Source organism: Microvirga brassicacearum (assembly GCF_008757455.1).
GTDB classification, from domain to species: Bacteria; Pseudomonadota; Alphaproteobacteria; order Rhizobiales; family Beijerinckiaceae; genus Microvirga; species Microvirga brassicacearum.
This window is the reverse complement of record NZ_VCMV01000069.1, coordinates 1-26,666: the sequence shown is the minus strand read 5'-3', so window position 1 is coordinate 26,666 and position 26,666 is coordinate 1. Positions and strand designations below refer to the sequence as shown.

Sequence of the window (26,666 nt, the reverse complement as noted above, 5' to 3'; positions counted from 1 at the left end):
GTTCTTCAGCCCGCCCGGGATCGAGCGGTTATACTCGGGCGTCACGAACAGCACCGCATCCACCGCCGCGATGGCGTCCTTGAAGGCCGCGGCGACCGGCGGGTAAGCGGCGTCGTAGTCGTAGCTGTAGAGCGGCAGGTCCTTGATCGGGATCTCCATGAACTCGAGGTGCTCAGGAGCGACGCGGGTCAGGGCGATGGCGAGCTTGCGGTTGATCGAGTCCTTGGCGAGGCTGCCGATCAAATAGCCGACTTTGAAGGTGGTCATGGGGCACTCCTATGCATGCTGTCGCAGTTGCGGAGGTAGAGGAAATAGCGCGGTTCGACCGGATTGTTTCGCCGCGGCCCGCGTAAGATTCTTCCGGTGCAGAAACAGCTCGCAGTCGCGTGCGGATCAGTCATCGCAACGTCACAGTGCAAAGCTAACGAAGCTCAATGTCTTGATCGATTGCGAGTAGTGATGCTCAACGAAAATGAATCTGATTATCGCAACGAATGCCCTAGTCCCCCATTGCTGATAGCCTCGGGAATCGCCGCAAGTCTTGTACTCGTGGCCGCGCTTTTACTGAGTTAGACCATTCATTAGCTGCCGATGCCTCTCACGATGTTGGTTTGGCGCGGCGCGAGGTTGCGCCTCTGACACGCCTCGGTTTTGGCGACGTGGCAATCTAGCCTGTCGGCACGATGAGAGTATGACGCCATCCGCGTCCGTAGCAGTTCGTCGCTTGCGCGACCGTACTTTGCGTGTCGAGCGTCTTCAGTCGTCTGATTCCGCCCTTCGATCTGGCCGTCGCTTCAAGATCCTCAACGGTGCCAATGTCCGGCTAAGAAGCCGAGTTCAACCCGCTCTCGGAACCCGAGTTCGTGCGTTGTCCAGTCAGGGCCGTGAGGAAAGTTCCTCAGTGCCCGTCGGGCCGGCTCGACCTTCCGGGACGAGTTGCTGGTTGATCGGCCGGCGAACTCAAGCGAGGTTCCGAATCGTGCAGGCCATCCCGTCCCGTCCCCTTGATCCGGAAGTGGACGATACCCGTGACCATGTCCTCGGACCTCCGGATGCCGAGATCACGTTGGTCGAATACGGCAGCTATGCCTGCCCCCATTGCCGGGCTGCCAATGACGTCATTGCGAGACTTCGCGACCGTTTCGGCGGCCGCATGCGGTACGTGTTTCGGCACCGACCACTCTCCGACAACGATCTCGCCCGCCGTTCCGCGGAACTGGTGGAACGGTCCCGACCCGACCGCTTCTGGAAGGCGCATATCGACCTCATGACGCGGTCGGCGGCGTTGACCGAGGAGGATCTCGCCACGGTCGCCGCGGATCTCGCGGTCAAGGGGCAGGATGCGGCGGCGGCCGAGCGGGCGCGGGCGCGGGTGGAGTCAGATGAACGAAGCGCCCTCGCCAACGGCGTCAGGATCACACCGACCTTCTTCATCAATGGGCGCCGCTACGACGGACCATGGGACGAGAACTCGCTCGGCGAGGCCATGCTCGGGACGCTGGGGTACCGGGTGCGGGCGGCCGCGCTCGATTTCGCGCGCTGGGGACCGTCGGCCGGCGTGCTCCTGCTGCTAGCGACAATCCTGGCGTTAGCCTTGTCGAATTCGCCCTTCGGGCCCGCCTTCGAGGCGATCTGGGAGCGGGATCTCGGCATCTCGCTCGGCGAGGCCGGGTTCCACCTGTCGCTGCGGCACTGGGTCAATGACGGCCTGCTCAGCATCTTCTTCCTCGTCGTCGGCCTTGAGATCAAGCGCGAGTTCACCGTCGGCCATCTGGCGACCCGGCGCTCGGCCGCCCTGCCGGTCGCGGCGGCCATCGGCGGGATGGCGGTTCCGGCGATCCTGTATGTTCTGATCGTTCCGGCAGGCGTGTGGTCGCATGGCTGGGGGGTTCCCATCGCGACCGATACCGCCTTCGCGGTTGCCTTGATCGCCATGATGGGCCGCCGCGTGCCGCTGGAACTCCGGATCTTTCTCACGGCGGCGGCGATCGTCGACGATATCGCCGCGATCATGGTGGTAGCCGCCTTCTATTCCGGCGGTCTTCAGCTTGGGTATCTGGCAGCCGCGGCGGTGGCGGTTGCGGGGCTGGCGCTCCTCAATCGATGGCGGGTGTACCGCGTGTTCCCGTACATGCTGGTCGGCGTCGTGCTCTGGGCCTGCATCCATGCCGGAGGGCTGCACGCGACGCTGGCGGGCGTGGTGTTGGCGCTGTTCATTCCGACACGTCCGCCCCCGATCCTGAAAGCCCTGATCATGCAGGCCGACGCCATCCTGAAGGTGGAAGCCAGCCGCGGCGCCGAGGTGCTTCGGCAAGGACCGTCCTCGCCCGCGCTGAGGGCGCTCGATGCAATCCATGACCGGTTGGAGTCGCCGGCCGATCGTCTCCTGCGCCATGCCGGGGCGCGCTCGAGCTACGTCGTGTTGCCGCTGTTCGCCCTGGCGAATGCCGGGGTGGTGCTGACGGCCGATGTTCTCAGCGGGCATGGGCCGCTCGTGCTGGCGATCATGGCCGGACTGGTGTTGGGCAAGCCGATCGGAATGGTTTCTGCCTCGGCGCTCGCCGTCTGGCTGGGTCTCGCCGAGAAACCGACGGCTTACTCGTGGCGTCAATTGACCGGTGCCGGGGCGCTCGCGGGTATCGGCTTTACGATGTCCCTATTCATCGCCGGCCAGGCCTACCCGGACGCAGACGACTTCGCCGCCGCGAAGGTCGCGGTGCTCGCAGCGTCCGTCCTGGCCGGGATCATCGGGACCGCGATTTTGTGGAACGCCCGGACCGACGATGTACCCGCGTAATCATCTCGATATGGGAACCGTTGCCCCCGGCGTGCGAGGGCTGTAGAGGGGGAAAGCGCACTATCTACCCGCGGCATCCTATTCCGTCCGGAGCCTTACGCGAAAGAAGTCGAAGATCACGCGGATTGTCGCCAGCGTCGGCACGGCGAGGAGAATCCCGGTGATTCCGGCCATGGATCCGCCTGCCAAGACGCCCAAAAAAATCAGGACCGCGGGCACCTTGATGGTCTTTGCCTGGATGCGGGGCGTGAGAACATTGCCCTCGAGCTGTTGGATCGCCAGAAACAGCAATCCTGTGATGATCGCCGCATTGGACGAGATCGAGAACGCCACCAGCAGGGCCGGTATCGCGCCGAGCCAGGCACCCAGATACGGAATGACCGCGGTGATCGACACCCAGGCGCCGAGCGCAAGCGGGTAGGGGATGCCGATCAAGGAAAGTCCCACGGCCGAAAGCACGCCCTGGATCGCCAGCACGAGCGCAAGTCCGCCGAAATAGCGCGAGAGGGCATGGCCGAGCGCATCCCAGAAGGCCAGCGCGTCGTTGCGGTAATGGCTCGGCACGCTCGTCAGGTAGGCCGCCTTGAACGAGCGCACGTTGGCCAGCAGCGAGGCGGCAACGAAGATTACGGCGAACAGCGTAAGTGCCCAGCTAAAGGTGCCGAAGATGATCCCCACCGTGTGGCCAAGGACTTTGTCCGCAACGACGCCAAAGCTATTCCGGAAGTCCTCGGTCAGGCGGGCGGCCACAGCCTCCGGGGTATCCGGCAACAGGTCGCGGGCATGCAGCGCCCGGAGCGCCCGGACCAGATAGCGCTCCAGGTTCTGCACCAGGTCGGGCAAGGCCGTAACGAGGGCGCCCGCCTGCGACACGATCAGGGGCAGCAGGATGTAGGCCACCAGCAGGAGCACGGCGAGCAGGATCAGGAACGACAGCAGGATAGCCACGTTGCGCGGGACGATCTGCGCAAACAGATGGACCGGAAAGGACAGTACGAGGGCTACCCCGAAGCCGGCGAGGGCGACCGCGGGCACGATCGGCACCGCCCACAGGATCAGCGCCAGCAAGGCGACCAATCCAAGCAGGATGAGCCGCCATGCGGTGATGGAGATCTTGATCGGGGTCGGCTTACGGGGACCGCGCCTCCGCACGACTCGGTGCGGGCGCAATTGGATGGGTTCAGGAGGCGGGTTTTTGAGTTCCATCTCAGGTTCGCCAGCGAATTATCCCGCCGCTAGCTTGGCCCGAAACTGCGGTTTCATTGCGCCAGCCCACGATCCCGGTTTAGCCATCGGTCGGCGAACTCACCATCCCGCCATGACCAACCCATCTTCCCGCAAGGCGAGAGTGCCATTGGACGGCTTCGCGTTCACCGAGCGGATGCAGGCGATGGGCGGTATGGTCGTGCGTGATCAGCCTGCGTGTTTGGAATGCTGCCCCGTAGTGCGCGGCCGTTACGATCCCGACTTTGCTCATGCACCGTGCGCGGCCGGAACCGCTTCATCGCAGGGATGTTCTCTCTCTCGGTTCGAGCAGATGGAACAGGGGAGAACTTCGATGGCCACGAAGCGTCATTCCACCATCGCTCTATCGCTGTCCTTCGCTTTCCTGATCACCTTGGTGGCCCTTACCTCACCAGTATTCGCACAGGGCACCGGGCAACAGAGCCAGGCAAGCACCCAGGCAACGCTTCCAGGCCCATCGGATGATCTCCTTGCCAAGCTCGAGGACATCTACAAGGACATTCACGCCAACCCTGAACTCTCCATGCAGGAGCGACGGACCGCTGGAATTGCCGCCAATTGGCTTCGGGAGCAGGGATACGACGTCACGGAGGGCGTGGGCGGCACCGGCGTCGTCGGGCTTCTGCGCAATGGCGAAGGCTCAACGGTCTTGGTGCGGGCCGACATGGATGCCCTTCCGATGGGCGAGAACACCGGTCTCCCTTATGCGAGCACCAAGACCGGCACCGACCCATCGTCCGGCCGGAAGACCGGGATCGCGCACTCCTGCGGGCACGACATGCACGTGACCTGGCTGATGGGCGCGACGCAGATTCTCGCCGCGAACAAGGACAAATGGCGTGGCACCGTGATCGCCGTGTTCCAGCCTGGCGAGGAGACCGGCGAGGGGGCTCGCGCGATGGTCGAGGACGGGCTGACGAAGCGGTTCCCGAAGCCGACCGTGGCTCTGGCCCAGCATGTGCTCCCCTTCCCGGCTGACAAAGCATTGATCCGCAGTGGCCTCATGCTCTCCCAGAGCGACAGCCTGCGGGTGACCCTGTTCGGACGTGGCGGCCATGGCTCGTCACCTCAATCGACCATTGATCCGGTGGTGATGGCGGCTGCGACGGTTATGCGGCTCCAGACGGTGGTATCGCGCGAGATCGCCATGACGGACGATGCCGTGGTCTCGGTCGGGTCCGTGCAAGCCGGATCGAGTGCGAATATCATTCCGAACGAGGCGGTGCTCCAGCTCAATATCCGAACGTTCAACGATCGCGTGCGTGAGCAAGTGCTCTCGTCGATAAAGCGCATCGTCAGCGGCGAGGCGACAACATCAGGCTCTCCGAAGCCACCCGAGATCACCACGCTGCCTGGGGAGTTTCCCCTGACCGTTAACGACGACGATGCGACGCGAAAGGTCGCGGAAGCCCTTCGACAGCGCCTGGGAGCCGAGCGGGTCGGGCCGATTGGTCCTGCCTCGGCCAGCGAAGACTTTTCCGTCATCCCCCGCGCCTGGGGGGACGTGCCCTCGGTTTATTGGATTGTCGGAGGCGTGGACCCGCAAAAATATGCCGAGGCCGAGAGGAGCGGCAGCCTGAACAAGCTCCCGTCGAACCACTCACCCGAATTCGCGCCGGTTATAAACCCCACGCTGCGCACGGGCATTGAGGCGATGCTTGCCGCGTCTGGCGCTTGGCTGATTGCCCGTGGCGCCAAGTAGCCGAGTGTGGAGACGAGCGATGCGCAGGAATTGGCCGCAGAATGGGTTTTCTGCTGGGCTGGCTTTCGCATCCTTGGCGATGACATTGGGAGCCCCGGCCGTGGCCCAGACCATCTCGCTGATGCCGGCCAGCATGCCGAAAATCGGCACGGTCGACGAGCGCTACCAGTCCTAGTCGGCACGGGCGAGGTGCGACGGAGGGAACTTCGACACCCAGTGCTCACGCGATATCAGCCCTGACGTGTATCAGGGCTGATATCTGAATGTCTGCTCAATAACGAGTCTTAGTGGGCAGGGCGCGATATTCCTGCCAAACCTTTTGAGCGTCTTCCTGCATCATCTGGCTAATCTTTACCGAGCGCTCGGCATAAGGCAGCTTCATGTCGTCGCTGATGTTTGAATCGTCGAACAGATCCGCGTAATCGGTCCAAGCGGCGGCGTAAACAATCCGGTCGACGCGGGCCCAATATGCCGTTGCATAGCACATCGGGCAGCATTCACAGCTCGTGAACATCGTGGCGCCCTTCAGATTGGGTGCTCCGACGTTCTTGCAGGCCATCCTGATGGCATTCACTTCAGCGTGCGCCGAGGGGTCATTGTCCCGAAGAACGCTGTTTCCACTTGCGGCTAGCACTTTTCCGTCACGGACAATAACTGCGCCGAACGGTCCGCCTGTTTTGTCAATTACGCCGGCTTGCCGCATCAACTTGATCGCCTGGCTCATGAATTCGCGTTCTTGAGCATTTGTAAGCGCTAGGGTCGGTGCCGTCGTTTGCGCATGTGCGGACGAGACACTAACGCCGACCATTGCCGCACCCAATATCGCTGCGCCTCCGGACAGGAAGTCACGTCGTTCGACGAGCCGGGCTGATGAAAAGCGTGAGTCGAGCGCGGATGTGATGTTATCTGACGAACTCATATTATCTCCTGGGCTAGCCATATGTTCTTCGAGAAAGAGTAAATAGCATTGCCCGAGACAAAAAGCAGAGTTCTTTAGTAGTCGATTCCGATCAGCGGCTTGATTCACACGATTTACGGGAGCGGCGTCGGCCACCCGCTCACATCTCAATCGGTTCCAGAAGCTATGATGATGAGTCGCGATGATCAGGTTGGTGTCTAAGAGGACTCGCATGCAGGAGCTACCCGCATGGCGCTGGCGCTCGCGATGGCCCTCCAGGAGCTGGCCACGAACGCGGTGAAGTACGGCGCCCTCTCGAACGAGGCGGGCGAGATCCTGATCCAATGGACGCTCGATGCCACGCAGGTCCCGCCGCACCTGCACCTGCGCTGGGAGGAACGCGGAGGCCCCGCGGTGCAGGCGCCGACGCGTCGCGGCTTCGGGACACGGAGCCGGACGCTCAAGCCTGACGGCAATCCGAGGCACGGGAGCGGGAGGGATATCGCGTGCGCCCTGTCGCGGAACCAAGATTAGACGGCATCCGTTCCTCGGGAATCGGCCGGACTTTTTCGGGAGGCAATAATGCGCGCAACGACGATCCTGTCGAGTCTTCCGCTGGCATTTGTTTTGTTGGCTTCCGTGCATGCCCAGGAGGTCCGGACCGGAGCCGATGCCTTCAGCACCTGGCAGGCCGATGCCCCCGGCGCTAGTCGACACATCAGGGCCACCGACCTGCCCCCGCCGAGCCTTCACCAGAATGATCCCGAAGCGCCGGATTTCGAACGGCTGCCGAAGGTTGTCGATGCCCCGCAGGGAAGGATGCCGGATGTCCCGGCGGGATTTGCAGTGGAGGTGTTGGCCAGAGATCTGAACAAGCCCCGCGTCATCCGGATCGCGCCGAATGGCGACATCTTCGTCGCGGAAAGCGGCAGCGGACGCGTCCTCGCCTTCCCCGCCGAGGCGGCCAAGGGTGGAGCCGCGACTCCCCAAATCTTCGCCGAGAACCTGGAGCGGCCCTTCGGCATCGCTTTCTATCCGTCGGCCGAACCCCGTTATGTCTATGTAGCGGCGGCGAACGAGGTCGTTCGCTACCCGTACCGTAGCGGCGACCGTAAGGCGAAGGGGCCATCCGAGGTCATCATCGCGGACATTCCCACCAAGCGGCATTGGACCCGCGACCTGGCGGTCTCGAGGGACGGCCAACGCCTGTTCGTCTCCATCGGCTCGGCGTCCAATGTCGCTGCGGGGATGCCGAACAAGTCATCGGAGGAGACGAAGGCGTTCGAGAAGACACACGGACTCGGCGCGGCTTGGGGCGAGGAAGAGAACCGCGCCGTGGTGCGCGTGTTCGATCCGGAAGGCGGGAGCGTCCGCAATTTTGCGACCGGCCTGCGCAACTGCTCCGGCATGGCCATTCAACCCGGCACCGACACCTTGTGGTGCACGGGCAACGAACGCGACCACCTCGGCCCCAATCTCGTGCCCGATTTCCTGACCAGCGTGCGCGAAGGCGGGTTCTACGGCTGGCCCTGGTACTACACGGGCGGCAACGAGGATCCGGCCCACGCCGGCGAGCGCCCCGATCTGAAGGACAGGGTCCTCACACCCGACGTCCTACTCCAGGCGCATTCGTCCACCATGCAGATCGCCTTTTACGACGCGGACGCATTTCCCGCCGAATACCGCGGCGACGCTTTCGCGACCATGCGCGGGTCCTGGAACCGGGAGGACCGGACCGGTTACAAGGTGGTCCGTGCCCGCATGAAGGACGGCAAGCCGACCGGCGTCTATGAGGACTTCATGACCGGGTTCGTGCTGGACAAGGACACGGTCTGGGGGCGGCCGACGGGTCTCGCCGTTGCGCCGGACGGCGCCCTGCTGATCAGCGACGACGCAAACGGCACGCTGTTCCGGGTGGCATACAAAGGATCCAAGTAGCCGTCGCTTAGTTGGTCCAACGAAGGATTCCAAGCCGTCCCGCGTTGGCGAACGTTCCCGACTCTGGGAGTGACGCATGTTCACAAAAACGGCAGTTTTCGCGTATACGTAAAACTGGCAGTTTTTGTGGACATGGCACGAGCGATTCCCGTTCGCGAATCTTCACGATACAGCGCAATCTAGCCGTAGCTCAGGGCCTCGCAGCCGACGCCGATGGCCGAAACTCTCAGGCCCTGTTGCCAAGTTTGCGCTTCTGCATGTGCGTTCTCCTTAACGAAACGGGCCCCCAATACCCGCCCGGACACCACGGTGATGTCGGGGCGGGCGGGCGTGTTAAGCGGGTCCGACGCTCAGCGGTCGATCAGCGATTCCGGGGTCACGCGGGGGAACGCCGCATGTTCCTGAAAAAGAAACGCCATTTCGGCGCGTCTCCGTTTGATGTCGGCGTGAGTGCGATCCTGAAGCGCGATCAAATCGGGGAGCGGAATATGGCTGTAGTGTTTGGCGGTTGTCGCGATATTGGCATGCCCCAAGAGTTGCTGAACGGCCTTTAGATTGCCGGTGGCCCGAAGCAACCGCGCTCCAGCGGTTCGTCGAAGGTCATGGATGCGGATGTCGAGTCGGAGCCGTTTCCGGATGTGGTCGAACCAAGAAGTAAACCCCTCCCTGGCTATGCGGCGGCGCTCGTTTCGGATGCACTGCCGTTTTGCCATTTTGTTGAAGTAGGTGTTCTGCGTGACATACGTGAAAACAAATTCATCGTCTTTGCCCTTCTCTTTCAGAAGGATCTTCATCAACTCGTCGTCAATCGGAACGCGGTGCTCGCGGCCGCCTTTTTGGATGACTTTGATCTCCCGATTTGCCAGATCAATCTGAGACCACTTGAGGTTGACGAAGTTATCGAGGCGTAAGCCTGAAATAATCGCGAAGCTAAAGCATGGGCCATATCCCTCTCGAAAGGTCGGAAGAGCCCTTATCGCGTCCTCCTCTTCGATCGAGATCTCTCGGGTGCGAGGGCCTGCCTCCTTGGCCATCAAGCCCCTCCACTTTATGGGCTGGACGGGGACGTGCCACACGTCTCGTGCCCTTATGTGGACGCTCCGCATTAACTCGCAACCAATGTTGACGGTGCGGTTCGAGACTCTCACAGGTTCGCGAATACCTGTGGTTACATTTGTCTTGAGAAGGGGCGAGCCTTGCCCCGTGAGCTTCCACTCCTCCTTTCGCCTGGCAGTGATCATCCGCATGGAATCGATCGAAATCCGGCTCATGGGTGTATCGCCACCGATCCATTCGACCACCATTTTGAGTTCCCGCTCACTGGTTTTGAGATTCCTGAGCGAGCTGAGGCTTGGGACCTCCCTATCGTTTAACTCGTCCTCCCGTTCACGGACGAACCTTGCGGCGGCCGATCGCACGGACATGTCCGAAAAATTTGAGCTCGGATGAAGAAGGGCCTCTCGCTTCGCCTGGGCCTTTAGGCGGTGTGCGAATTTTGTAGCCTCACGTCGGTCGGTCATTCCTGTCGGACCCCGATACCAACGACCACGAACCTTGAATTTGTAGCAGTACCGGCTGCTACCGGGCGGAAGAAAGACGTTCGCTGGCTGTACCATTTTTTTCTCCTCTCGTTGCGTGAGCGTGTGCTCATTGTGCTCGGCACGATTCGGCGGACCGGTCGGAATGGTTGCTGGGTCGCCGAAGGTTTAGGTCCAACGACCCATGGTTGAGGCCCCACGTGCTGGCAGCCGACTAGCTTGGCGTCCGCGGAAACCGGCGGGTCCGCTTGGTGATCAGGGCTTCCAGATGCGCGAGCGTGAAGCGGAGCTCGCGGTGCAGCGAGCCCGAACGCGCGATGTCGACGAAGTCGATCTCACCGTCGTCGACGAGGACAAGCAGATGATCCCGGGAGCATCCAAGCATCTGGGCCGCGGTTTTGAGGCCTAATAGCTGATGTCCGCCGGGCTCGTGCACCGCCACCCTCACGCCGCGAACCCGCGGTGGAGTGCGAAGCTCAACGGTTGTTCCGCGACATATTCCGCCCGCGCAGGCACATCTCGGCAACTTGGATCTGGCGAAGCGCCCTCTCCACGGCCTTCGGACCATTGCTAAGCCGGCCCTCGATTTGGGCATGGCGTCCTCCGAGATCAGTGGCGCGAAATTCTTGCTCCGGCGGGCGGCCCCTCCGATTGCCAATCCACGAACTCTGAAGATCGAGCATCGCCCGTCGGGACATTGCGCGCCATCCGGCGGCCCCGTCCCGGCGCGAGTCGCTTCTCATCGCCACGACCGGAGCGTTTCGTCGGGCTTTTCTCGAGTTACAAGGTGATTTATTTAACGCGCAAATCAGCGAAAATCAACAACAGAAATAGCAATAAAAAACTTGACACCTGAATATTGACATAACCGCTTGGTATTTATTGATCTCGGACGAATCCTATACTTCTCACTTGGCTTTCCTAGATATCGTTTCTTCATCCGCTATACCAGAATCCTTCTAAGGAGGTGCGAGTCCTTTCAATCCTCCCGGCTGAAGATCTCGACTCTTGTTTCCGGGTCCGCGGTAGCTATCGGCCGCGTCTGGATGAATCCGGGATCGGCACCGCCAATTCACGGGCAGCTAGCTCGAATCCTGGGCGCCCGATAGGAATTGAGAGATCGGTCTAAGCTCCGCCGCGTAGGCGTGAGGCGTGCCGTCGCGTCATCGCTGGCGCCGGGAAGCCCCAGAAGTGTTCTCCTCTCGCCGGAGGCCGCGGCGCGGGCCGTAGAAGCGGGCGCGCGGCGATCTCCCGCTCCCTCGACATCGGTGTCGCTCGCCTTCGGCCAATCCGACGACTCTGCAAGCAGTCGCGGGGGCCTTCACGCCAGATCCCCGCTCGGCTGATCGCCTTGAGACAGTATGTCCCGTGGCGGTCGCGAAACGCCCCGTTAGACTCCCCGTCTGCGAGCTCCGGCGAGGAAACCCAATCTCCCGGTCGAACCGCACCTCGTATCCAGGTTCGTATCCAGGCTGCCGTCGAGCGCGGCCCATGTCGTTGGGAACACGGAGAGTTTTCAGTACCTTACGCCTGCTTCGCATGCAGCAGGTCTCCTGCCTTCTAAGCAGTAGGTCCCTGGTTCGAGCCCAGGCGGGGTCGCCAATAAAATCGGGTAGTTACGACCGAACTCATACAAATTGATCCATTTATTAACTCTGCGGGTAACGTAGAGGGTAACGGCACTCAAGCACTTGGTCGTGCATTCAACCGCCTCAGCAACAGATTGCGGTGTCCGGGCGGGCGCATGGCCCGCCGGGCGGGAATATTTCCGACATTCAAGATCTGGGACTTACTCCAGGAGCATTGACGGCTGGGTTGCCGCGTCGATGGAATAGGGCCGTCTCGAGTGCCTCGGCCGGCGAAGCGTCCATGAAGTGGAACGTCGTGCCGCCTCCAGTTCGACCGACGCGCGTGGGCGATGGGTGAGGACGAAGACCGACACGAGGTGGGAAGAGCCGCTTCTGGCACGAGGCAGAAGTAGCCCTGATTTCCGCAATGAGGCGGTAAATCGGCGTTCGACGGGATTGCACTTCTGAGCAGACGTCACATCAGTGCGACTTACGATTTACTCTGCGGAGCAGCGGCGAGCGGTCCTGGACGACACGGCCGCAAACGAACTTTGGCCTCAGGCAGAGCTGCCGCCTGCCGCAATGCCGCTTGAAAGCCCATACCGCATCGCCCGCAAAAGCACCAACCTGGAGCACTCCACCCGATGCAGCATGTCCTGGAGTATTTCGGCCTGTTTGGCGCGGCCTTTCTGTCCGCGACGATCTTCCCGTTTCAATCCCAGGCAATTCTGTTCGGCATGTTGATGGCCGAGCATTATCACGTTTTGCTGCCGGTTCTGGTCGCCAGCGTCGGCAACATTCTCGGCTCCTGCGTCAACTGGCTGCTGGGTTACTTTATCGCGCACCCGCTCAGCAAGGAGAAGATCGCCAGGGCCGAGAGATGATATCATCGGTATGGACGCTGGACGCTGCTGCTGTCGTGGGTGCCGGTTATTGGCGACCCGCTGACGATTGTCGCGGGGGTGTTGCGAGAACCGTTCTGGATATTCTTGGCCCTCGTGGCAGTCGCAAGACCGCTCGTTATATTGTCGTCGCGGCGCTCACATTGGGATGGATGTAGGAGTGGATTTCCTCGTCGCGATACGAGGCTGGATCCGTTAGTGAGTCACGACCGACCTCACCGCCTTTGCGGCACATTGGGGCCCGTGCTCGACATGATAGGCGGCGGAACGAATGTGGGGCACGGGCTGTCCGGCTCTTGGCTCTCGTCCTGTCGCTGCTCGCCATCGCCGCTCTCAACAAATAGGTCTTCTTCCGGTGAGGGCCGACAGCCTTCGACGGGTGCGAACGCAGACAACCAAGGGGAAAAAGTGCGCAAATCATTGGCATGTACGCGGCGCGCCTTCGTCGCCGGACTTGCGGGAGCAGCCTTTGCGACCCCGCTGCGGGCGGCCGAAGGCCTGCCGAAGGTGATGGTGACGAAGGATCCGAGCTGCGGCTGCTGCTCAGCGTGGGCGGATCATCTGAAGCAGGCGGGATTTCCGGTCGAGATCGTCGAGACGTCGGACATCAACCGCGTCAAGACACGCCTCGGCGTGCCGCAGGCCCTTGAGTCGTGTCATACCGGCGAGGTCGGCGGCTACGTGATCGAGGGGCATGTGCCTGCCGCATCCATCAAGCGCCTGCTCGCGGAGAAGCCCCAAGCCGTCGGACTGGCCGTTCCTGGGATGCCGGTCGGATCGCCGGGCATGGAGGTCGAGGGTATGGAACCCGATACCTACGAGGTGGTCCTGTTCGGGCCGTCCGGCCAACGCATCTTCGCCCGCTATCGCGGCGCCGAGGAGGCCTGACGAATTCCACGCCTGCCTTGGCGGTGACGCGGAGAGGCAAGATGGGTTTCTACACCGACATCGTTCTGCCCCGCCTCCTCGACCGCGCGATGCGGAACGAGGAGCTTGTCGGCTATCGCCGCCGGATCGCCGGGGCGGCCCACGGTCGGGTGCTGGAGGTCGGCATCGGGTCCGGTCTGAACCTGCCGTTCTACGGTCCCGGCGTGACCTCGGTTTGGATCCGTCGGGCGCTCTCATCCGGATGGCATCGCGGCGGAAGGCGAATGACAGGGCGGTGTCATTCCTGACCGGATCGGCCGAGACGATCCCACTCGACACGGGCAGCGTGGACGCAGTCGTGACCACGTGGACGATGTGCTCGATCCCGGACGCAAGGACGGCGCTCGCCGAGATGCGGCGCGTGCTCAAGGCCGGCGGGGATCTCCTGTTCGTCGAGCATGGCCGTGCGCCGGATCCTTGGGTGGTCCGCCTCCAGGACTGGCTCACGCCCGTGTGGAAGCCGCTCGCCGGAGGCTGCCATCTCAATCGGCCGATTGCCGATCTCGTCACGGATGCCGGATTTGCGGACCGGGTACGCGCCGGGGCCAAAACCATTCACGTTTATGTATGAAGGCCGTGCGAAAGGCGCCTGATCGGGTACTATCGAAAGGGCAGAGCAAAAGAGGCCGAAAAACCCGATTGGTTGGGGGTAAAGCCGTACCACCGATGTCACCGACGCGCTCCGTTGAGCGCTTGAAGACAAGGAGGAAGCCCATGACGTTGACAACACTGTCACGCGCAGCCGCCCTGGCCACGATGATCGCCGTCGGCGTGACGGCAGCGGCCACCGCGCAGACCACCGCGGCCGATCCGCACCATCCCGGGATGATCGCACAGGCGATGCCGCCCTCCGGCATGATGGGGCAAGGCCAAGCGGCGCAAACCGGTCAGTCCACCATGCCGACCGCTCAACCCGGCATGATGTGCGGCATGATGCAGCCGGGGATGATGGGTCAGAGCACGATGGCCCAAGGGATGATGGGCCGCGGCATGATGGGCATGCCCGGACCCGCGCCGATGAAGATCTTCTTTGCAATCGCCGATGCAAACGCCGACGGCGGGCTCTCCTTCGACGAGGTGACGGCCATTCACAAGCGGATCTTCGACAGGATCGACGCCAACAAGGACGGCAAGGCGATGCCCGAGGAAATCCAGGCCTTCATGAGGGAGTAGGCGAGAGCCCACGGCGTGCCGCTCGGGCGGCGGGCGGGGACGTGGCCCGCCCGCCGAATACCCTAATCCTGATTTCGGATTGACTCCTCGCCTCGTGCCGGCGCTCTCGGATGCGTTGAAGGACAAGTTCGGTCATACCAACGCTTTCGTGCCTTGCTCGCCGAAGCCCATGCGGAGTAAAGCAACGGGAGCCCGCGCCATGATCAGGCGGGGGCTTGTTTCTGGCGGCCGCGGAGGCCCGCGTTCAATCAGGATCAATCGGGAGATCACCGGTGTCATGTGTCCCGGATCCACCATAGCCCCTCAACTGATCGTATTGCCGGATCTGCGCGGAGGTGAGCAACGCCGCGGTCGTCAGGTGATATTTCAGGTGCGCCGCGCTCAACATCGCATGAGTTTGGCCGATGGCGTCTGTCGCAGCGGCGAGACGAGTTCGGAGTGACATGACCTGGCGCGCCAACATCGCCATGAAACCGCGGGCCGCAGGCGGGTCGTGGTCGAAGGCCTCCAGCAAGGCGGCCTTGGGGAAAAGTTGCACCACCGTCGGGGCGGCCGCCGTCGCGTCGCAGTGATACGCGTTAGAGAACAGGGATGCCTCGGCGACAGGATCCCCGTCAAAGGCGCGGAAGAGCGTGATCTCACGTCCCTCGAGGTCGACTCGGGACAGACGGACTTCGCCGCTCTCAACAATGAAGAGGCCTTTCGGCTCGTCTCCGCGGCAAAAGAGAGTCTCCCCCGGCGACAGCGAAAGTCGGCGCGCCACTCGTGACACCTCGTCAGGCATCCAATCAGGAATGTTCATGTTGCCTTCCTCCCATGCAATGGGACCAATCAGAGCCGCACGGTGCGAAGACGAATGGCATTGCCGATCACGCTGACCGATGACAGGGCCATCGCCGCCGCCGCGATGATAGGCGAGAGCAGGATGCCGAAGAACGGATACAGGACCCCCGCCGCGACGGGCACGCCAAGCGCGTTGTAGATGAAGGCGAAGAACAGGTTCTGGCGGATGTTGCGCATGGTCGCCTGGGACAGCCGGCGTGCCCGCACGATCCCGGTCAGGTCGCCCTTGAGCAGGGTGATGCCCGCACTTTCCATCGCCACGTCGGTGCCCGTGCCCATGGCGACGCCGACATCGGCGGCGGCCAGCGCCGGGGCATCGTTGACGCCATCACCCGCCATCGCGACCACGTGACCATCGGCCTTGTAGCGCTGGACCACGGCACTCTTCTGCTCTGGCAGAACCTCGGCCTCAACGTCGTCGATCCCGAGCCGACGAGCGACGGCCTTCGCGGTGGTCCAGTTGTCGCCGGTGAGCATCACGACCCGGATGCCCGCGGCCTTGAGGCCAGCAAGCGCCTCAGGCGTCGTTGGCTTCACGGGATCAGCGATGGCGATGACACCTGCCACGCGCCCATCGATGCCGGCGAAGATAGCCGTCGCACCGTCCTTGCGCAGCCTGTCGGCCTGCACATCGATGTCGCCGACGTCGATGCCGTGCTCGGCCAGGAACGTCTTGTTGCCCAGAACGACGCGTCGGCCCTCCACCCTACCAAGCGCTCCCTTTCCGGTCGGAGAGTCGAAGTCGCTGACCGGAGAAGTCGCGATGCCTTGCTTCTCCGCCGCGGCGACGATCGCCACTGCGAGCGGATGTTCGCTGGGGCGCTCGGCACTGGCGGCCAAGCGCAGGATCTCGGCTTCCGTGAAGCCCTGCGCCGGCACGATGGCAGTCACGGCAGGTTTGCCCTCGGTCAGCGTTCCGGTCTTGTCGACGACGAGGGTATTGACCTTTTCCATGTGTTCGAGCGCCTCGGCATTCTTGATCAGCACGCCCGCCTGGGCGCCCCGGCCTACGCCGACCATGATCGACATCGGCGTCGCGAGACCGAGAGCGCAGGGGCAGGCGATAATGAGGACGGACACCGCCGCGACTAGCCCGAAGGCGAACCGAAGGTCCGGACCCCAGACTGCCCAGGCCGCAAAGGCGAGAGCCGCCACGCCGATGACCGCGGGCACGAAGTAGCCGGAGACCTGATCCGCCAGGCGCTGGATCGGTGCGCGGCTGCGCTGGGCGTCCGCCACGAGTTGTACGATCTGCGACAGCATGGTGTCGCGCCCGACCTTTCGCGCCTCGATCACGAGGCCGCCGGACTGGTTCATGGCCGCCGATCGCCTTGGCACCCACCTCCTTGGTCACGGGCATCGACTCCCCTGTCACCATCGATTCATCGACGGAGCTGCGTCCCTCGACAACGATGCCGTCGACCGGGACCTTCTCGCCGGGACGGACACGCAAGCGGTTTCCAACCTGCACCGACTCGAGTTGTATCTCCTCCTCGCTTCCGTCCTGCCGGATGAGCCTTGCGGTCTTCGGGGCAAGGTCGAGCAATGCCCGAATGGCGCCGCTGGTGCTTTCGCGGGCGCGAAGTTCCAGAACCTGCCCAAGGAGGACAAGGACGGTGATCACCGCTGCGGCCTCGAAATAGACAGCAACGGAGCCGGCATGATTGCGGAATGCCGATGGGAAGATGTCGGGTGCAAGCGTGGCGATCACGCTGTAGAGCCACGCGACGCCCGTACCCATGGCGATGAGCGTGAACATGTTGAGGCTGCGGTTCTTCAGCGATAGCCAGCCGCGCTCGAAGAACGGCCAGCCGGCCCAGAGCACGACCGGGGTCGCCAGCGCGAACTGGATCCAGTTGGAGATGGCCGGTGGCACCAGGTGGCCGAGCCCGGTGAAGTGGCTTCCCATCTCCAGCACCACAACCGGAAGCGCCAGCGCCAGCCCGATCCAGAAGCGGCGCGTCATGTCGACCAGCTCGGCATTCGGCGCCGCCTCGGCGCTCACGAGCACCGGTTCCAGCGCCATGCCGCAAATCGGGCAGGAACCCGGACCGACCTGCCGGATCTCCGGGTGCATCGGACAGGTGTAGATCGTGCCCTCCGGAACGGCCTCCGCTTTCCGTGTGTGTGCCGGCTCGACGTATCTTTCCGGATCCGCCATGAACTTGGATTGGCAGCCAGAGGAGCAGAAGTAATAGGGCTTGCCGTGATACTGTGCCCGACGTGTGGTCGTGTGCGGGTCCACCATCATCCCGCAGACGGGATCCTTCACGCGGTGATCCACCTCGGCCATCGCTCCGTGATGATGCTCATGACCATCATGCCTGTGTCCGTCTTGGTCGTTCGCGCCAGCAGTACGATCCTGGTTCATGGCAATCCTCAGTGTTCGAGGGGATGGATGCTCAGCCTTCCAATGCCGGCAAGGTCAATGGCCGAGGGTTCTACTTTGCCTTCTGGATTTTGATGACGCTGATCTGGCCGTTCACGCGATCCGCCTGGAAGCGGATCTTGTCCCCCGCCTTCACGCCCTTGATAACTGCCGGATCTTGCGCCCGGAACACCATCGTCATCGCATCCATGTCGAGGTTCGGAATCCGGCCATGATCAATAGTGATCTTGCCGGCGCCCGGATCGACCTTCTCCACAGTGCCGGTCACCATCGGCACTTCGGTGGCTGGGGGAGTAGATTGGATCGCAGGTTGCGCCGGGGCAGCGGCCTGGAGCTGGCGGGCAGGTGCCGGGGCAGCCTTGGCGCGCTGGTCCAGCGGCCCAGACCCATGCGGCGGCTGGCCCGGCTGGGCACGGTAGTCGGCCTGCTGACGGCGGACTTGCCACTCCTTCGCCTCTGCAATCTGCCGCTGCTGCTCATCAACGATCCTCTGGGCAAGGCGCCGCAATTGCTCGTCGCCGCCGTACTCGAGCTGCGTTTTGGCGAGGAAAATCAAGTCCTCATGATGCGCGATCAGCAACGTGGCGAAATCCTTGTCGGGATCACCGACGAGCTTGAGGTCCTTGAAACGGGTGTTCATCACCTCAAGCACCCGCTCGAATGCGGCCAACGCGCCCTTGGCGGGCTGAGCTTGGGCGATGCGATCCGGGCCTATGGCGACGACGGCGAGGAGGGCCGCGGCGGCGGTGAGGGTGGCGGTCAAGCGTTTCATGGGCCGTACTCTCTGTTGAGGCAGAAGGACCGCGCCGCGGGTTCAAATCCGCGGGGCGGCGTGGGCCTTTACGAGCCCTTCTCGATCGAGGTGACGCTGATCTGGCCGTTCACGCGGTCCGCGGTGAACCGGACCTTGTCGCCGGCCTTCACGCCCTTAAGCAGGGCGGGATCCTGAGCGCGGAAGACCATCGTCATGGCTTCCATGTCCAGGTTCTTGATCGGGCCGTGGTCGATGGTGATCTTGCCCTGGGCGGTATCGACCTTCTCGACCGTTCCGGAGACCGTCGGCAGGCTCTGCGCGAAGGGCTGGCCCGACAGGGCGAGCGCGGCAATCAAAGCCGCCGCGGCGAAGTTGATGCGCTCCATGGGAAGCTCCTTTTCATGTTGTGCTGGTTGAGATTGCGCCGTCACTTGACGACGACGGTGCCGTGCATGCCCGACTCGTAATGGCCAGGGATCAGGCAAGCGAACTCGAAGGTGCCGGCCTTGGTGAAGCGCCAAATGATCTCATTGGAGCCGTTGGGCGCGAGCCGCGCTCCGTTCGGGTCGTCGTGCTCCATGTCCGGGTTCTTCTCCATCTGGATCTTGTGCTTGGCGTTGTTCGCGACGGAATCGAGCATGAACTCGTGGTCGACCTTGCCGGCGTTCTTGAGTACGAATTTCACCTGCTCGCCGCGCTTGATCTCGACCCGGTTCGGCTCGAACAGCATCTTCGCGTCGTCGGTCTCCTTCATGGAGACCTCGACGGTACGGACCACGGGCTTGCTCTGGTCGCCGGGCTCGCCGGCCGCGAACGACTTGTGGCTATGGCCCTGCGCACCGGGCGCGGCCAGAGCCATGGTGGTGGAGAGGGCAAGCGCGCCGATAACGCCTGCAAGCGTGGACATGCGAACCATCGTTGAGTGCTCCTTTGGGATTGTTGTGGCCTGGATCAGTGGCTGTCGTGGCCGCCCGGCGTGCGGACTGGCTTTTTGCGCGGATCGACGGCGCGGAACTCCGTCGCTTTCACCCCACTGTCGGGTGAGATCGCGCGGGCGGGCTCGGCGAGTTTCTCGCCGGTCCACTCATAGGCGACCGTGCCCTCCGGGTGCTTGTACCAACCCGGATCCTTGTAATCGTCGGACGCCAGGCCCGGACGGACCTTCACGACCGAGAACATGCCGCCCATCTCGATGGGCCCGAACTGGCCAAAGCCCGTCATCATCGGCAGCGTATTATCGGGCAAAGGCATCTCCATCGAGCCCATCTCCCCCATGCCGCTCGAGCCCATCGGCATGTAGCCCGGCGCGATTTTTTTGATCGCGGGCGCCGTCTTCTTCATGTTCACGCCGATGTAGTTGCGCACGTCGTGGCCCATGGCGTTCATGGTGTGGTGCGACTTGTGGCAGTGGAGCGCCCAGTCGCCCGGAACGTCGGCGACGAACTCGAAGGCGCGCATCTGACCGACCGCGACATCGATGGAAACCTCCGGCCATTGCGCCGTTTCGGGCACCCAGCCACCATCGGTGCCGGTGACCTTGAAGTCGTATCCGTGCATGTGGATCGGATGGTTGGTCATGGTTAGGTTGCCGAACCGGATGCGGACTTTGTCGCCTTGTCGCGCGACGAGGTGGTCGATCCCCGGGAACACGCGGCTGTTCCAGCACCAGAGATTGAAGTCGGTCATCTCGTTGACGTTCGGCACGTAGCTTCCCGCTTCGATGTCGAACGCATTGAGCAGGAACACGAAGTCGCGGTCGACGCGCCGCTCGGCCGGATTGCGCGGATGCACGACGAAGAAGCCCATCATGCCCATCGCCATCTGCACCATCTCGTCGGAATGCGGGTGGTACATGAAGGTGCCGGACTTGCGCAGGATGAACTCGTACACGAAGGTCTTGCCCGGCGGGATGTGCGGCTGGTTGAGGCCGCCGACGCCGTCCATGCCGTTCGGGAGGAGCTGACCGTGCCAGTGCACCGCCGTGTTCTCCGGCAGCTTGTTGGTGACGAAGATGCGCACCTTGTCGCCTTCGACCGCCTCGATTGTCGGTCCCGGGGACTGGCCGTTGTAGCCCCACAGATGCGCCTTCATGCCGGGCGCAAGCTCGCGCACGACGGGCTCCGCGAGGAGGTGGAACTCCTTCCAATCGCCGTTCATACGCCAGGGGAGGGTCCAGCCATTCAGGGTGACGACGGGCTGATAATCCGGTCCGCTCGTAGGGTAGAGTGGCGGCTGCATGGTGGCATCCGCCATACTCGGCGCTTCCGGGAGGCCGGCGGCTTGGGTGCGTCCGCTGATCATTGAGGCTCCGGCGAGTGCAAGTCCGCCAGCGCCCATGAACCCTCTGCGGGATAGGTCGGTCATGTCATCTCTCCTCGATTAATGTCCGCCGCCGCCGGCAGCGGCGGCAGTCACGGTTTCGCCGCCGCTGTCGCCGCCACCCGCGCCGCCCCCGACGAGAGCGGCCTTGAGGTCGGTCGAGGCGATCCAGAAATCGCGGCGCGCATTGATGGCGTCGACGTTGCTCAGGATGCGCGCCCGGGCATCGGTAATGAGGTCGGCCACGTCGACCAGCATGCCGCTGTATTGGAGCAGGGACTCGTCCTGGATTTTCTTCTGCAAGGGCAGGACGCGAGCCTGGTAGTGACGGGCCAACTCGTGATTGCCGCGATAGCGGGCGTAGGCTTCGCGCGCCTCCGAGCGCACGTTGACGGCGCGCTCCGCCAGGCGGTTGGCCGCGGCCAGGTACGTCTCGCGCGCGTTGCGCACATTGGTGGCGCCGAAGTCGAAGAGCGGGATGGTGAACTCGACCTCCAACCCGCGCCGTCTCAGCGTCTCGCGCTGGACCTCGGTCCCGCCGTTCCCATCGGGAGGGAAGGACTTCAGACGCTCGTAATTCGACGTGCCGGCGAGTTCGATGTCGGAGACGAAACGGGTGGCGCTGGTCAGCCCGAACTGCCCCGCGGTCGCCGTCAGGTCGTGGCGCAGCGCCTGGAGGTCGACACGCCGTTCGAGCGCCTGTCGTTCGAAATCCGTGGCGGAGGCTATGCGCGCCGGAAGCGGCGGCAGGGAACCGGGCAGCCGAAAGTCGATGTCCCGTCCCCACAGCCCGAGCTGTCGGATCAGGCGTTCCCGCTCCACCTTCTGCTGAATACGGGCGCGAGCGAGCTGTGCGCCGAGTTCCTGGTAGAAGGCATGCTCGCGCGCCTGCTCCAGCTTGTTGAGCGCTCCACTCTCGCCAAGCTGTTTCGCCAGCTCCGACGCCGTCTCGGCGGTCGCGAGTGCCTGCTGCATGAAGGCGACCTGTTGGTTCGCCGCGACCGTCCGATAGTACTGGCGGCGGGTTTCCGCACCGAGGCGCAGCACAGCCTCGGCGGTGCGGAACTGGGCTGCCCGGAACCGTTGTTCCGCGACGGCTGCCCGCGCGGGCAGGGTGGCAAGTTCAAAGAGGCCGATCAGGATCTGGCGCTCGATCTCGAGTTCGAGGCTTCCACCGAGGCGGGAAAGCACCACGGTCGGATTGGGTGGAAGCGTTGCCGCCACGAACTCGGCTTCGAAGACTCCCAACTCGTTGAACTCGGCTTGCAGCCCGCGATTTTTCAGGAGGGCGGTCTGCACGGCACTGTCCGGCGTCAGAGGCCGCTTTAGCAATCCGTCCACACGGAACTGGACGTCTTGCGCGTCCACCTCCGACGAGACCTTGACGATATCCTTGCCGAGCTCGGCATAGGCTGCCGTTCGTGCTGGCGCGAGGCCGCCGTCGGACGAGAAGGATTGGCAGCCGGCCAAAAGAACGGACGCGGCGACCCCACCGAAAAATGACAGACGTGGAAATCCCGAAGGCGCTCGAACGGTCATTGTTTTGCCTTGCGTGCTCATGGGCTCACCGTCCTCGTCCGGCATCGTTGCTGTCGCCCCGTTCCGGAGCGGACCCGGGCGTAACGCGACGGTTCAGCTCGCGCCAGTCGAGTGGGTCGACCACATCGTAGCCGCGCACGCCTGCGGTCACGGGTGCGTAGCGGGAGTTGCGGATACCGATGTCCGGATCGGCCGGCGCCGCCAGGTAGGGAGGGGTGGCCGGAACGCAGGCGCTTACGGCAAACGCCAGGCCCACAAGGGAAATCGATTTCATGTTGATCCGTCTCCAGACCTCGCGGTGCGGCCTCAAGCTCGGCGCCAGGCGGCGGACGGGGTCCGGGCGCATTTCGGGCGTGATGGTTGGGGTGCGTCCGAGAGGGATGTCCGTTCGAGCTTCAGGACGGTCGTGACGGCCTCAAAAGACGGCCACGACGGTTCGTGCGGGCGTCAATTCGCCCGCTTTGGCTCAGGTGGTTCTTGGAGGCTTGTCGAGGCCACCCGGGGTGACACCCCCGACCTGCTCGTCCCTGGCGACGGTGACGGAGGTCATCGTCACGTGCCGGCAAAGGATGGCGGGCGCCGCGCTGACCTGAAAGGCATGGCAGACGCTCATGCCGCAGCAGCCGCTGCCGCTTGCCTCATGCCTGTCGCCCTCATGATCCCCGCAGGTCACCGAAGCGTGGGCGCAAGAGACATCCGCCTTGCCGTGGGAGTGATGCGTATCGAGCGTTACCGTTGACCTATGGTCGGCCGACACGGCCGCCCGCGGCATGGCGATCGGGAAGATCGCCATGGTGATCGCAAGCAGGACAGCGATGATGGGGGCCATCAGCCGCAAGGAACGCTCCTCAGGTCAGATTCGGATATGTCACGAACGGATTGCTTCGGCAAGGTGACCGCCTGAGCTGACGGCCCCGAATTGATCGTCGAGTGAGGCCCGGGGGCAGCGTAGTCCGAGCCTCACAACATGGTCATGCGGCCGAGGGTGTGTATCCCGCGGCCAGGATAGCGGCCTTGACGGAGTTCAAATCCGCCGTGCCGGCGATCGTCACCAGCTTGGTTGCCGGGTCCGGATTCGCCAGCGCCCCGGGAAGCGCGGATTCGACCGCCGTCTTGATCGTGTCGGCGCAATGCCCGCAGGTCATGTCGTCGACCTTCAGGGTCAGGTTCCCGGCTTGCGGTATCACGGTCTTTCCGGCTTCACCCGACTGATGGGTTGAACATCCGCACATCTTTGGTCACTCCTTCAAAGTCTTGAGGATTCGAAGGCTGCGGGTTCCAACCGTTGTAAGGTCAAGGGCCTTCCGAGTTCACCCACCATTTGCCTCCGAGAGGCTACTCAGTGGGGGTCGCTCCGTTACGCCCAGCACGGCGCGGGGGTTGGAGGCTGGCCGTCCCAAAATGGGGACCAGTCCGATCGTGACGTCGAGCATCATGATTGTCTTCGAGACCATCGATGATCGGGCAGTCGGGACGCTTGTCCCCGTGGCAGTTCTGCGCCAGGTGCTTGGGCGTGGAAGCCATCTCCTGCAACTCCCGCGCTTTCCGCTCGAGGATAGCGACGTGTTCGAGGGCAATGCGCTTCACGTCCGCGCTTGCGCCGCCCCGATCCCGCCACAGCGTAACGAGCTCCGTGATCTGCTCGACCGAGAAACCAAGGTCACGGGCGCGCCGGATGAAACCAAGGGTGTGTACGTCCCTTTCCGAGTATATCCGGTAGCCGGCCTCCGTCCTGACCGTCTTCGGGATCAGGCTAATCGACTCGTAGTAGCGGATCATCTTGGCTGAGACGCCCGAGGCGTCCGCTGCCTGTCCGATGTTCATTCCTAAATCCTCCTGAGGTGAGTGGAAGGCCGGCCGTGGCGGGCCGCTCTCGTCATTCTCCCGGGAAGAGTCGGGGAGTGGGCGTGAATGCGCCGGAAGTCGGTTCCGAGCCGACCAGCGGCCTGAACCCGCGCAGGCGCAGGGGATTGCCGACGACGAACACGCTCGACAGCGCCATCGCCCCCGCGGCGATCATCGGCGAGAGCAGCGTGCCGTTGGTCGGGTAGAGCGCGCCCGCGGCAAACGCCCAGAACAGATTCTGCCGGATGTTCCGGATTGTTGCCTTTGACAGAGCGATCGCGTTTGGCACGCCGCGCAGATCACCAGACATCAGAACCACGTCGGCGCTCTCGATCGCCACGTCCGTGCCCGTGCCGATGGCAAGACCCACGTCGGCCGCCGCCAGCGCCGGAGCGTCATTGATGCCGTCGCCGACGGATGCGACTCGGCGTCCGCCGTCCTGCAACCGCCTGAGCGCGGCGACCTTACCATCCGGCAGGACTTCCGCGATGACCTCGTCGATGCCGACCTGCCGGGCGACGGCCTCCGCTGTGCGGCGGTTGTCACCCGTAATCATCGCGACCTTGAGACCGAGGCGGTGCAGAACCGCGAGCGCCTCCGGGGACGCCTTGATGGGATCGGCCACGGCGATAACCGCCGCAAGCAGGCCGTCGATGGCGGCGTAGAGCGGGCTCTTGCCTTCATCGCCGAGCCGTGCGGCGGCCGCTGCGAAAGCCCCGACGGGATAACCCAGCCGCTCCATGAAGCGGTCGGCCCCGACCTCGACCTTGTGGCCGAGGGCTATGGCCGAGATGCCGAAGCCCGGTACGGCCTCGAAGCCGGTGAGAGAAGGCAGTTCCAGTCCACGGTTCCTCGCCGCCTCGAGACCGTACCGAGAGCCACCAGCGAGTTCATGTCCGGAGCGAGGCGCAGAAGGGCAGGGATGCCTTTGCGGAAGAACCGCAGTCCGGGACCGAACAGCACGAGCGTGGTGAGGGCGAACTGGAGGTGCCAGCTCTCCCGGTGTCCGATCGTATCCATGATCCACTCGTGCACGCCCGGCACGAAGAGCGATCCCATCTCCAGCGCAAAAACCGGAACCGTGAGGATGGCGGCGCTGATGAGGGATGTCCGCAGGGACCCGATCTCGGCCTCGTGCGCGGCCCTCTCGTCGTCGGTCCGGTCCACGTCGCCGCGGACCTCCTCGGCCTCGTAGCCCGTCGCCTCGACGGCGACGATGAGGCGGCGCACTGAATTTGCCGAGCCGAAGAACCGCACGGTTGCACGTTCGGTCGCGAGGTTGACCGTGGCGTCGAGGACCCCGGGGACACGCCTCAAGGCCTTCTCGACCCGGGAGACGCAGGAGGCGCAAGTCATGCCGGAGACCTTCAGCGCGATGGTTGAGGGCATCGGCTCATACCCCACCTCGCGGATTGCCTCGACAACCGCCTGCGGATTGGCATCCGCGGAACCGAACGACACGGCGGCCCGCTCGGTCGCCAGATTCACGCTGGCGGCGGTGACGCTCTCGATGCGTCCGATCGCCTTCTCGATTCGGCCGACGCATGACGCACAGGTCATCCCCTGAGTAAGAGCTGCGCCTTGGTCGAAGGTGATCCCTTTCACTCCCAGCTTGTTTACTCTTCTCTCGCCGATCCAAGAGGTCGTTCATGCGGATCGGGCGGTTGGTTTCTGAGAATATCCTGCCGCTGGTGAGCGGCAGGACATTCTAGCCTTCATTGACGGGCGGCCTGGAGTTCGCGGGCCTCGTCGATAACGCGATCGAACAGATCCGATTCGGGATCGATGTCGAGCCCAAGCCTTTCGTTAAGCACCTTGACAGGCTCCTCCGGCACGCCCGACTTTGATAGGGCCGCCAGAGCCTTGGCGGCCTCTGTGACCTCCAAATCGGTCACTTGGTCTTCGGTGTTCTCACTGACGCTCAGGGCTTTCTCGTAGGCGGCGATCAGGCCAACCGTGGAGTTCGGCGCGGCGTGCTGCCGGGCTGTCGTTGAGGCATTGACCGCGTTCATGCGCCCGAGCTTGGCCGTGTCCAGACCGATGCTCTTGGCATTGGATGCAGCTTTTCGTGCTTCAGAGGTGACCTTTCCCCCTCCTGACTTGGCATCGCGCGTGCTGCTCCGGGCCTGCTCGGCCCGGGACTGGCCGTATGCGGAGCTCTTGCCTGAGTCGGAACTGCGGCCGCTGCGTTCGCTGGCGCTGCCGCGGGAATTCTCGTTGCCGCTGCCACGAGCCCCGCCGCCGGCGTTTCCACCTCCTGAACTGCCCCCGTGACCACCACCACCGGAG

Annotated in this window: 23 protein-coding genes and 5 pseudogenes; 10 read left to right on the top strand and 18 right to left on the bottom strand. The window is 63.5% G+C overall.

The window, feature by feature from the left end:
* A partial coding sequence (locus FEZ63_RS22450; protein WP_150949051.1) for an NADPH-dependent FMN reductase occupies positions 1–267 on the bottom strand: 267 nt, incomplete at its 3' end.
* Between the two features lie 748 nt (positions 268–1,015).
* On the opposite strand from FEZ63_RS22450, the gene nhaA reads away from it, so the two are divergent.
* Complete coding sequence (nhaA, locus tag FEZ63_RS22445; RefSeq protein WP_244622937.1) at positions 1,016–2,797, top strand: Na+/H+ antiporter NhaA; 1,782 nt, start codon at positions 1,016–1,018, stop codon at positions 2,795–2,797.
* 78 nt (positions 2,798–2,875) lie between these two features.
* Here the strand turns inward: nhaA and FEZ63_RS22440 are convergent, their stop codons facing one another.
* Positions 2,876–4,003 (bottom strand): AI-2E family transporter, encoded by a 1,128-nt coding sequence (locus FEZ63_RS22440; RefSeq protein ID WP_150949045.1) that lies wholly within the window; start codon positions 4,001–4,003, stop codon positions 2,876–2,878.
* 352 nt (positions 4,004–4,355) lie between these two features.
* On the opposite strand from FEZ63_RS22440, the gene FEZ63_RS22435 reads away from it, so the two are divergent.
* Positions 4,356–5,744 (top strand): amidohydrolase, encoded by a 1,389-nt coding sequence (locus tag FEZ63_RS22435; RefSeq protein ID WP_150949042.1) that lies wholly within the window; start codon positions 4,356–4,358, stop codon positions 5,742–5,744.
* 19 nt (positions 5,745–5,763) lie between these two features.
* Positions 5,764–5,919 (top strand): hypothetical protein, encoded by a 156-nt coding sequence (locus FEZ63_RS24910; RefSeq protein ID WP_153245875.1) that lies wholly within the window; start codon positions 5,764–5,766, stop codon positions 5,917–5,919.
* Between the two features lie 96 nt (positions 5,920–6,015).
* Here FEZ63_RS24910 and FEZ63_RS22430 read toward each other — a convergent pair whose 3' ends face one another.
* Positions 6,016–6,663 (bottom strand): nucleoside deaminase, encoded by a 648-nt coding sequence (locus tag FEZ63_RS22430; RefSeq protein WP_150949040.1) that lies wholly within the window; start codon positions 6,661–6,663, stop codon positions 6,016–6,018.
* Between the two features lie 228 nt (positions 6,664–6,891).
* Between FEZ63_RS22430 and FEZ63_RS22425 the strand changes: the two genes are divergently transcribed.
* The gene (locus FEZ63_RS22425; RefSeq protein ID WP_150949036.1) at positions 6,892–7,176 is read left to right on the top strand and encodes a sensor histidine kinase; all 285 of its coding nucleotides are present in this window, start codon (positions 6,892–6,894) and stop codon (positions 7,174–7,176) included.
* A gap of 48 nt (positions 7,177–7,224) precedes the next feature.
* Positions 7,225–8,580, top strand: a complete 1,356-nt coding sequence (locus FEZ63_RS22420; RefSeq protein ID WP_150949033.1) for a PQQ-dependent sugar dehydrogenase — start codon at positions 7,225–7,227, stop codon at positions 8,578–8,580.
* A gap of 350 nt (positions 8,581–8,930) precedes the next feature.
* Here the strand turns inward: FEZ63_RS22420 and FEZ63_RS25055 are convergent, their stop codons facing one another.
* Positions 8,931–9,614: a tyrosine-type recombinase/integrase gene (locus tag FEZ63_RS25055; protein WP_162419827.1), complete on the bottom strand. Its 684-nt coding sequence runs from the start codon at positions 9,612–9,614 to the stop codon at positions 8,931–8,933.
* 772 nt (positions 9,615–10,386) lie between these two features.
* On the opposite strand from FEZ63_RS25055, the gene FEZ63_RS24905 reads away from it, so the two are divergent.
* The 5 genes and pseudogenes from FEZ63_RS24905 to FEZ63_RS22390 all read left to right on the top strand — a co-directional run bounded on the left by FEZ63_RS24905 (position 10,387) and on the right by FEZ63_RS22390 (position 14,688).
* Positions 10,387–10,527 (top strand): hypothetical protein, encoded by a 141-nt coding sequence (locus tag FEZ63_RS24905; RefSeq protein ID WP_153245874.1) that lies wholly within the window; start codon positions 10,387–10,389, stop codon positions 10,525–10,527.
* 1,803 nt (positions 10,528–12,330) lie between these two features.
* Complete coding sequence (locus FEZ63_RS26085) at positions 12,331–12,570, top strand: DedA family protein (protein WP_201274261.1); 240 nt, start codon at positions 12,331–12,333, stop codon at positions 12,568–12,570.
* Positions 12,571–12,996: 426 nt separating this feature from the next.
* Positions 12,997–13,476 carry a DUF411 domain-containing protein gene (locus FEZ63_RS22400; protein ID WP_420846323.1) on the top strand — a complete coding sequence of 160 codons (480 nt, stop codon included), beginning with the start codon at positions 12,997–12,999 and terminating at the stop codon, positions 13,474–13,476.
* A 41-nt stretch (positions 13,477–13,517) separates the two neighbouring features.
* Positions 13,518–14,108 (top strand): annotated as a pseudogene (locus tag FEZ63_RS22395) (class I SAM-dependent methyltransferase).
* 121 nt (positions 14,109–14,229) lie between these two features.
* Positions 14,230–14,688 (top strand): EF-hand domain-containing protein, encoded by a 459-nt coding sequence (locus FEZ63_RS22390; protein WP_150949025.1) that lies wholly within the window; start codon positions 14,230–14,232, stop codon positions 14,686–14,688.
* Between the two features lie 244 nt (positions 14,689–14,932).
* On the opposite strand, the gene FEZ63_RS22385 is transcribed toward FEZ63_RS22390, so the two are convergent.
* The 14 genes and pseudogenes from FEZ63_RS22385 to FEZ63_RS25050 form a co-directional block, all read right to left on the bottom strand.
* Positions 14,933–15,490 carry a Crp/Fnr family transcriptional regulator gene (locus FEZ63_RS22385; protein WP_150949022.1) on the bottom strand — a complete coding sequence of 186 codons (558 nt, stop codon included), beginning with the start codon at positions 15,488–15,490 and terminating at the stop codon, positions 14,933–14,935.
* A 29-nt stretch (positions 15,491–15,519) separates the two neighbouring features.
* Positions 15,520–17,902, bottom strand: a pseudogene (locus FEZ63_RS22380) (heavy metal translocating P-type ATPase).
* 70 nt (positions 17,903–17,972) lie between these two features.
* On the bottom strand, positions 17,973–18,692 hold the full coding sequence (locus tag FEZ63_RS22375; RefSeq protein ID WP_150949019.1) for a copper-binding protein: 720 nt from the start codon (positions 18,690–18,692) through the stop codon (positions 17,973–17,975).
* A 68-nt stretch (positions 18,693–18,760) separates the two neighbouring features.
* Positions 18,761–19,060, bottom strand: coding sequence for a copper-binding protein (locus tag FEZ63_RS22370; protein WP_150949016.1), 300 nt, complete (start codon positions 19,058–19,060; stop codon positions 18,761–18,763).
* A gap of 41 nt (positions 19,061–19,101) precedes the next feature.
* Positions 19,102–19,590, bottom strand: coding sequence for a cupredoxin domain-containing protein (locus tag FEZ63_RS22365; protein ID WP_150949013.1), 489 nt, complete (start codon positions 19,588–19,590; stop codon positions 19,102–19,104).
* A gap of 35 nt (positions 19,591–19,625) precedes the next feature.
* Positions 19,626–21,038, bottom strand: a complete 1,413-nt coding sequence (locus tag FEZ63_RS22360; RefSeq protein ID WP_150949010.1) for a multicopper oxidase family protein — start codon at positions 21,036–21,038, stop codon at positions 19,626–19,628.
* Positions 21,039–21,053: 15 nt separating this feature from the next.
* On the bottom strand, positions 21,054–22,532 hold the full coding sequence (locus tag FEZ63_RS22355) for a TolC family protein (RefSeq protein ID WP_244622936.1): 1,479 nt from the start codon (positions 22,530–22,532) through the stop codon (positions 21,054–21,056).
* 25 nt (positions 22,533–22,557) lie between these two features.
* Positions 22,558–22,806, bottom strand: a complete 249-nt coding sequence (locus FEZ63_RS22350) for a hypothetical protein (RefSeq protein ID WP_150949004.1) — start codon at positions 22,804–22,806, stop codon at positions 22,558–22,560.
* Positions 22,807–22,998: 192 nt separating this feature from the next.
* Positions 22,999–23,361: a hypothetical protein gene (locus FEZ63_RS22345; RefSeq protein ID WP_150949001.1), complete on the bottom strand. Its 363-nt coding sequence runs from the start codon at positions 23,359–23,361 to the stop codon at positions 22,999–23,001.
* Between the two features lie 142 nt (positions 23,362–23,503).
* Positions 23,504–23,764 carry a heavy-metal-associated domain-containing protein gene (locus FEZ63_RS22340; RefSeq protein WP_150948996.1) on the bottom strand — a complete coding sequence of 87 codons (261 nt, stop codon included), beginning with the start codon at positions 23,762–23,764 and terminating at the stop codon, positions 23,504–23,506.
* Between the two features lie 103 nt (positions 23,765–23,867).
* Positions 23,868–24,356: a Cu(I)-responsive transcriptional regulator gene (cueR, locus tag FEZ63_RS22335; protein ID WP_150948993.1), complete on the bottom strand. Its 489-nt coding sequence runs from the start codon at positions 24,354–24,356 to the stop codon at positions 23,868–23,870.
* Positions 24,357–24,408: 52 nt separating this feature from the next.
* Positions 24,409–25,281 (bottom strand): annotated as a pseudogene (locus FEZ63_RS26335) (HAD-IC family P-type ATPase); the annotation flags it as partial.
* 338 nt (positions 25,282–25,619) lie between these two features.
* Positions 25,620–25,937 (bottom strand): annotated as a pseudogene (locus FEZ63_RS26330) (heavy-metal-associated domain-containing protein); the annotation flags it as partial.
* 155 nt (positions 25,938–26,092) lie between these two features.
* Positions 26,093–26,666: pseudogene (locus FEZ63_RS25050) on the bottom strand (hypothetical protein); the annotation flags it as partial.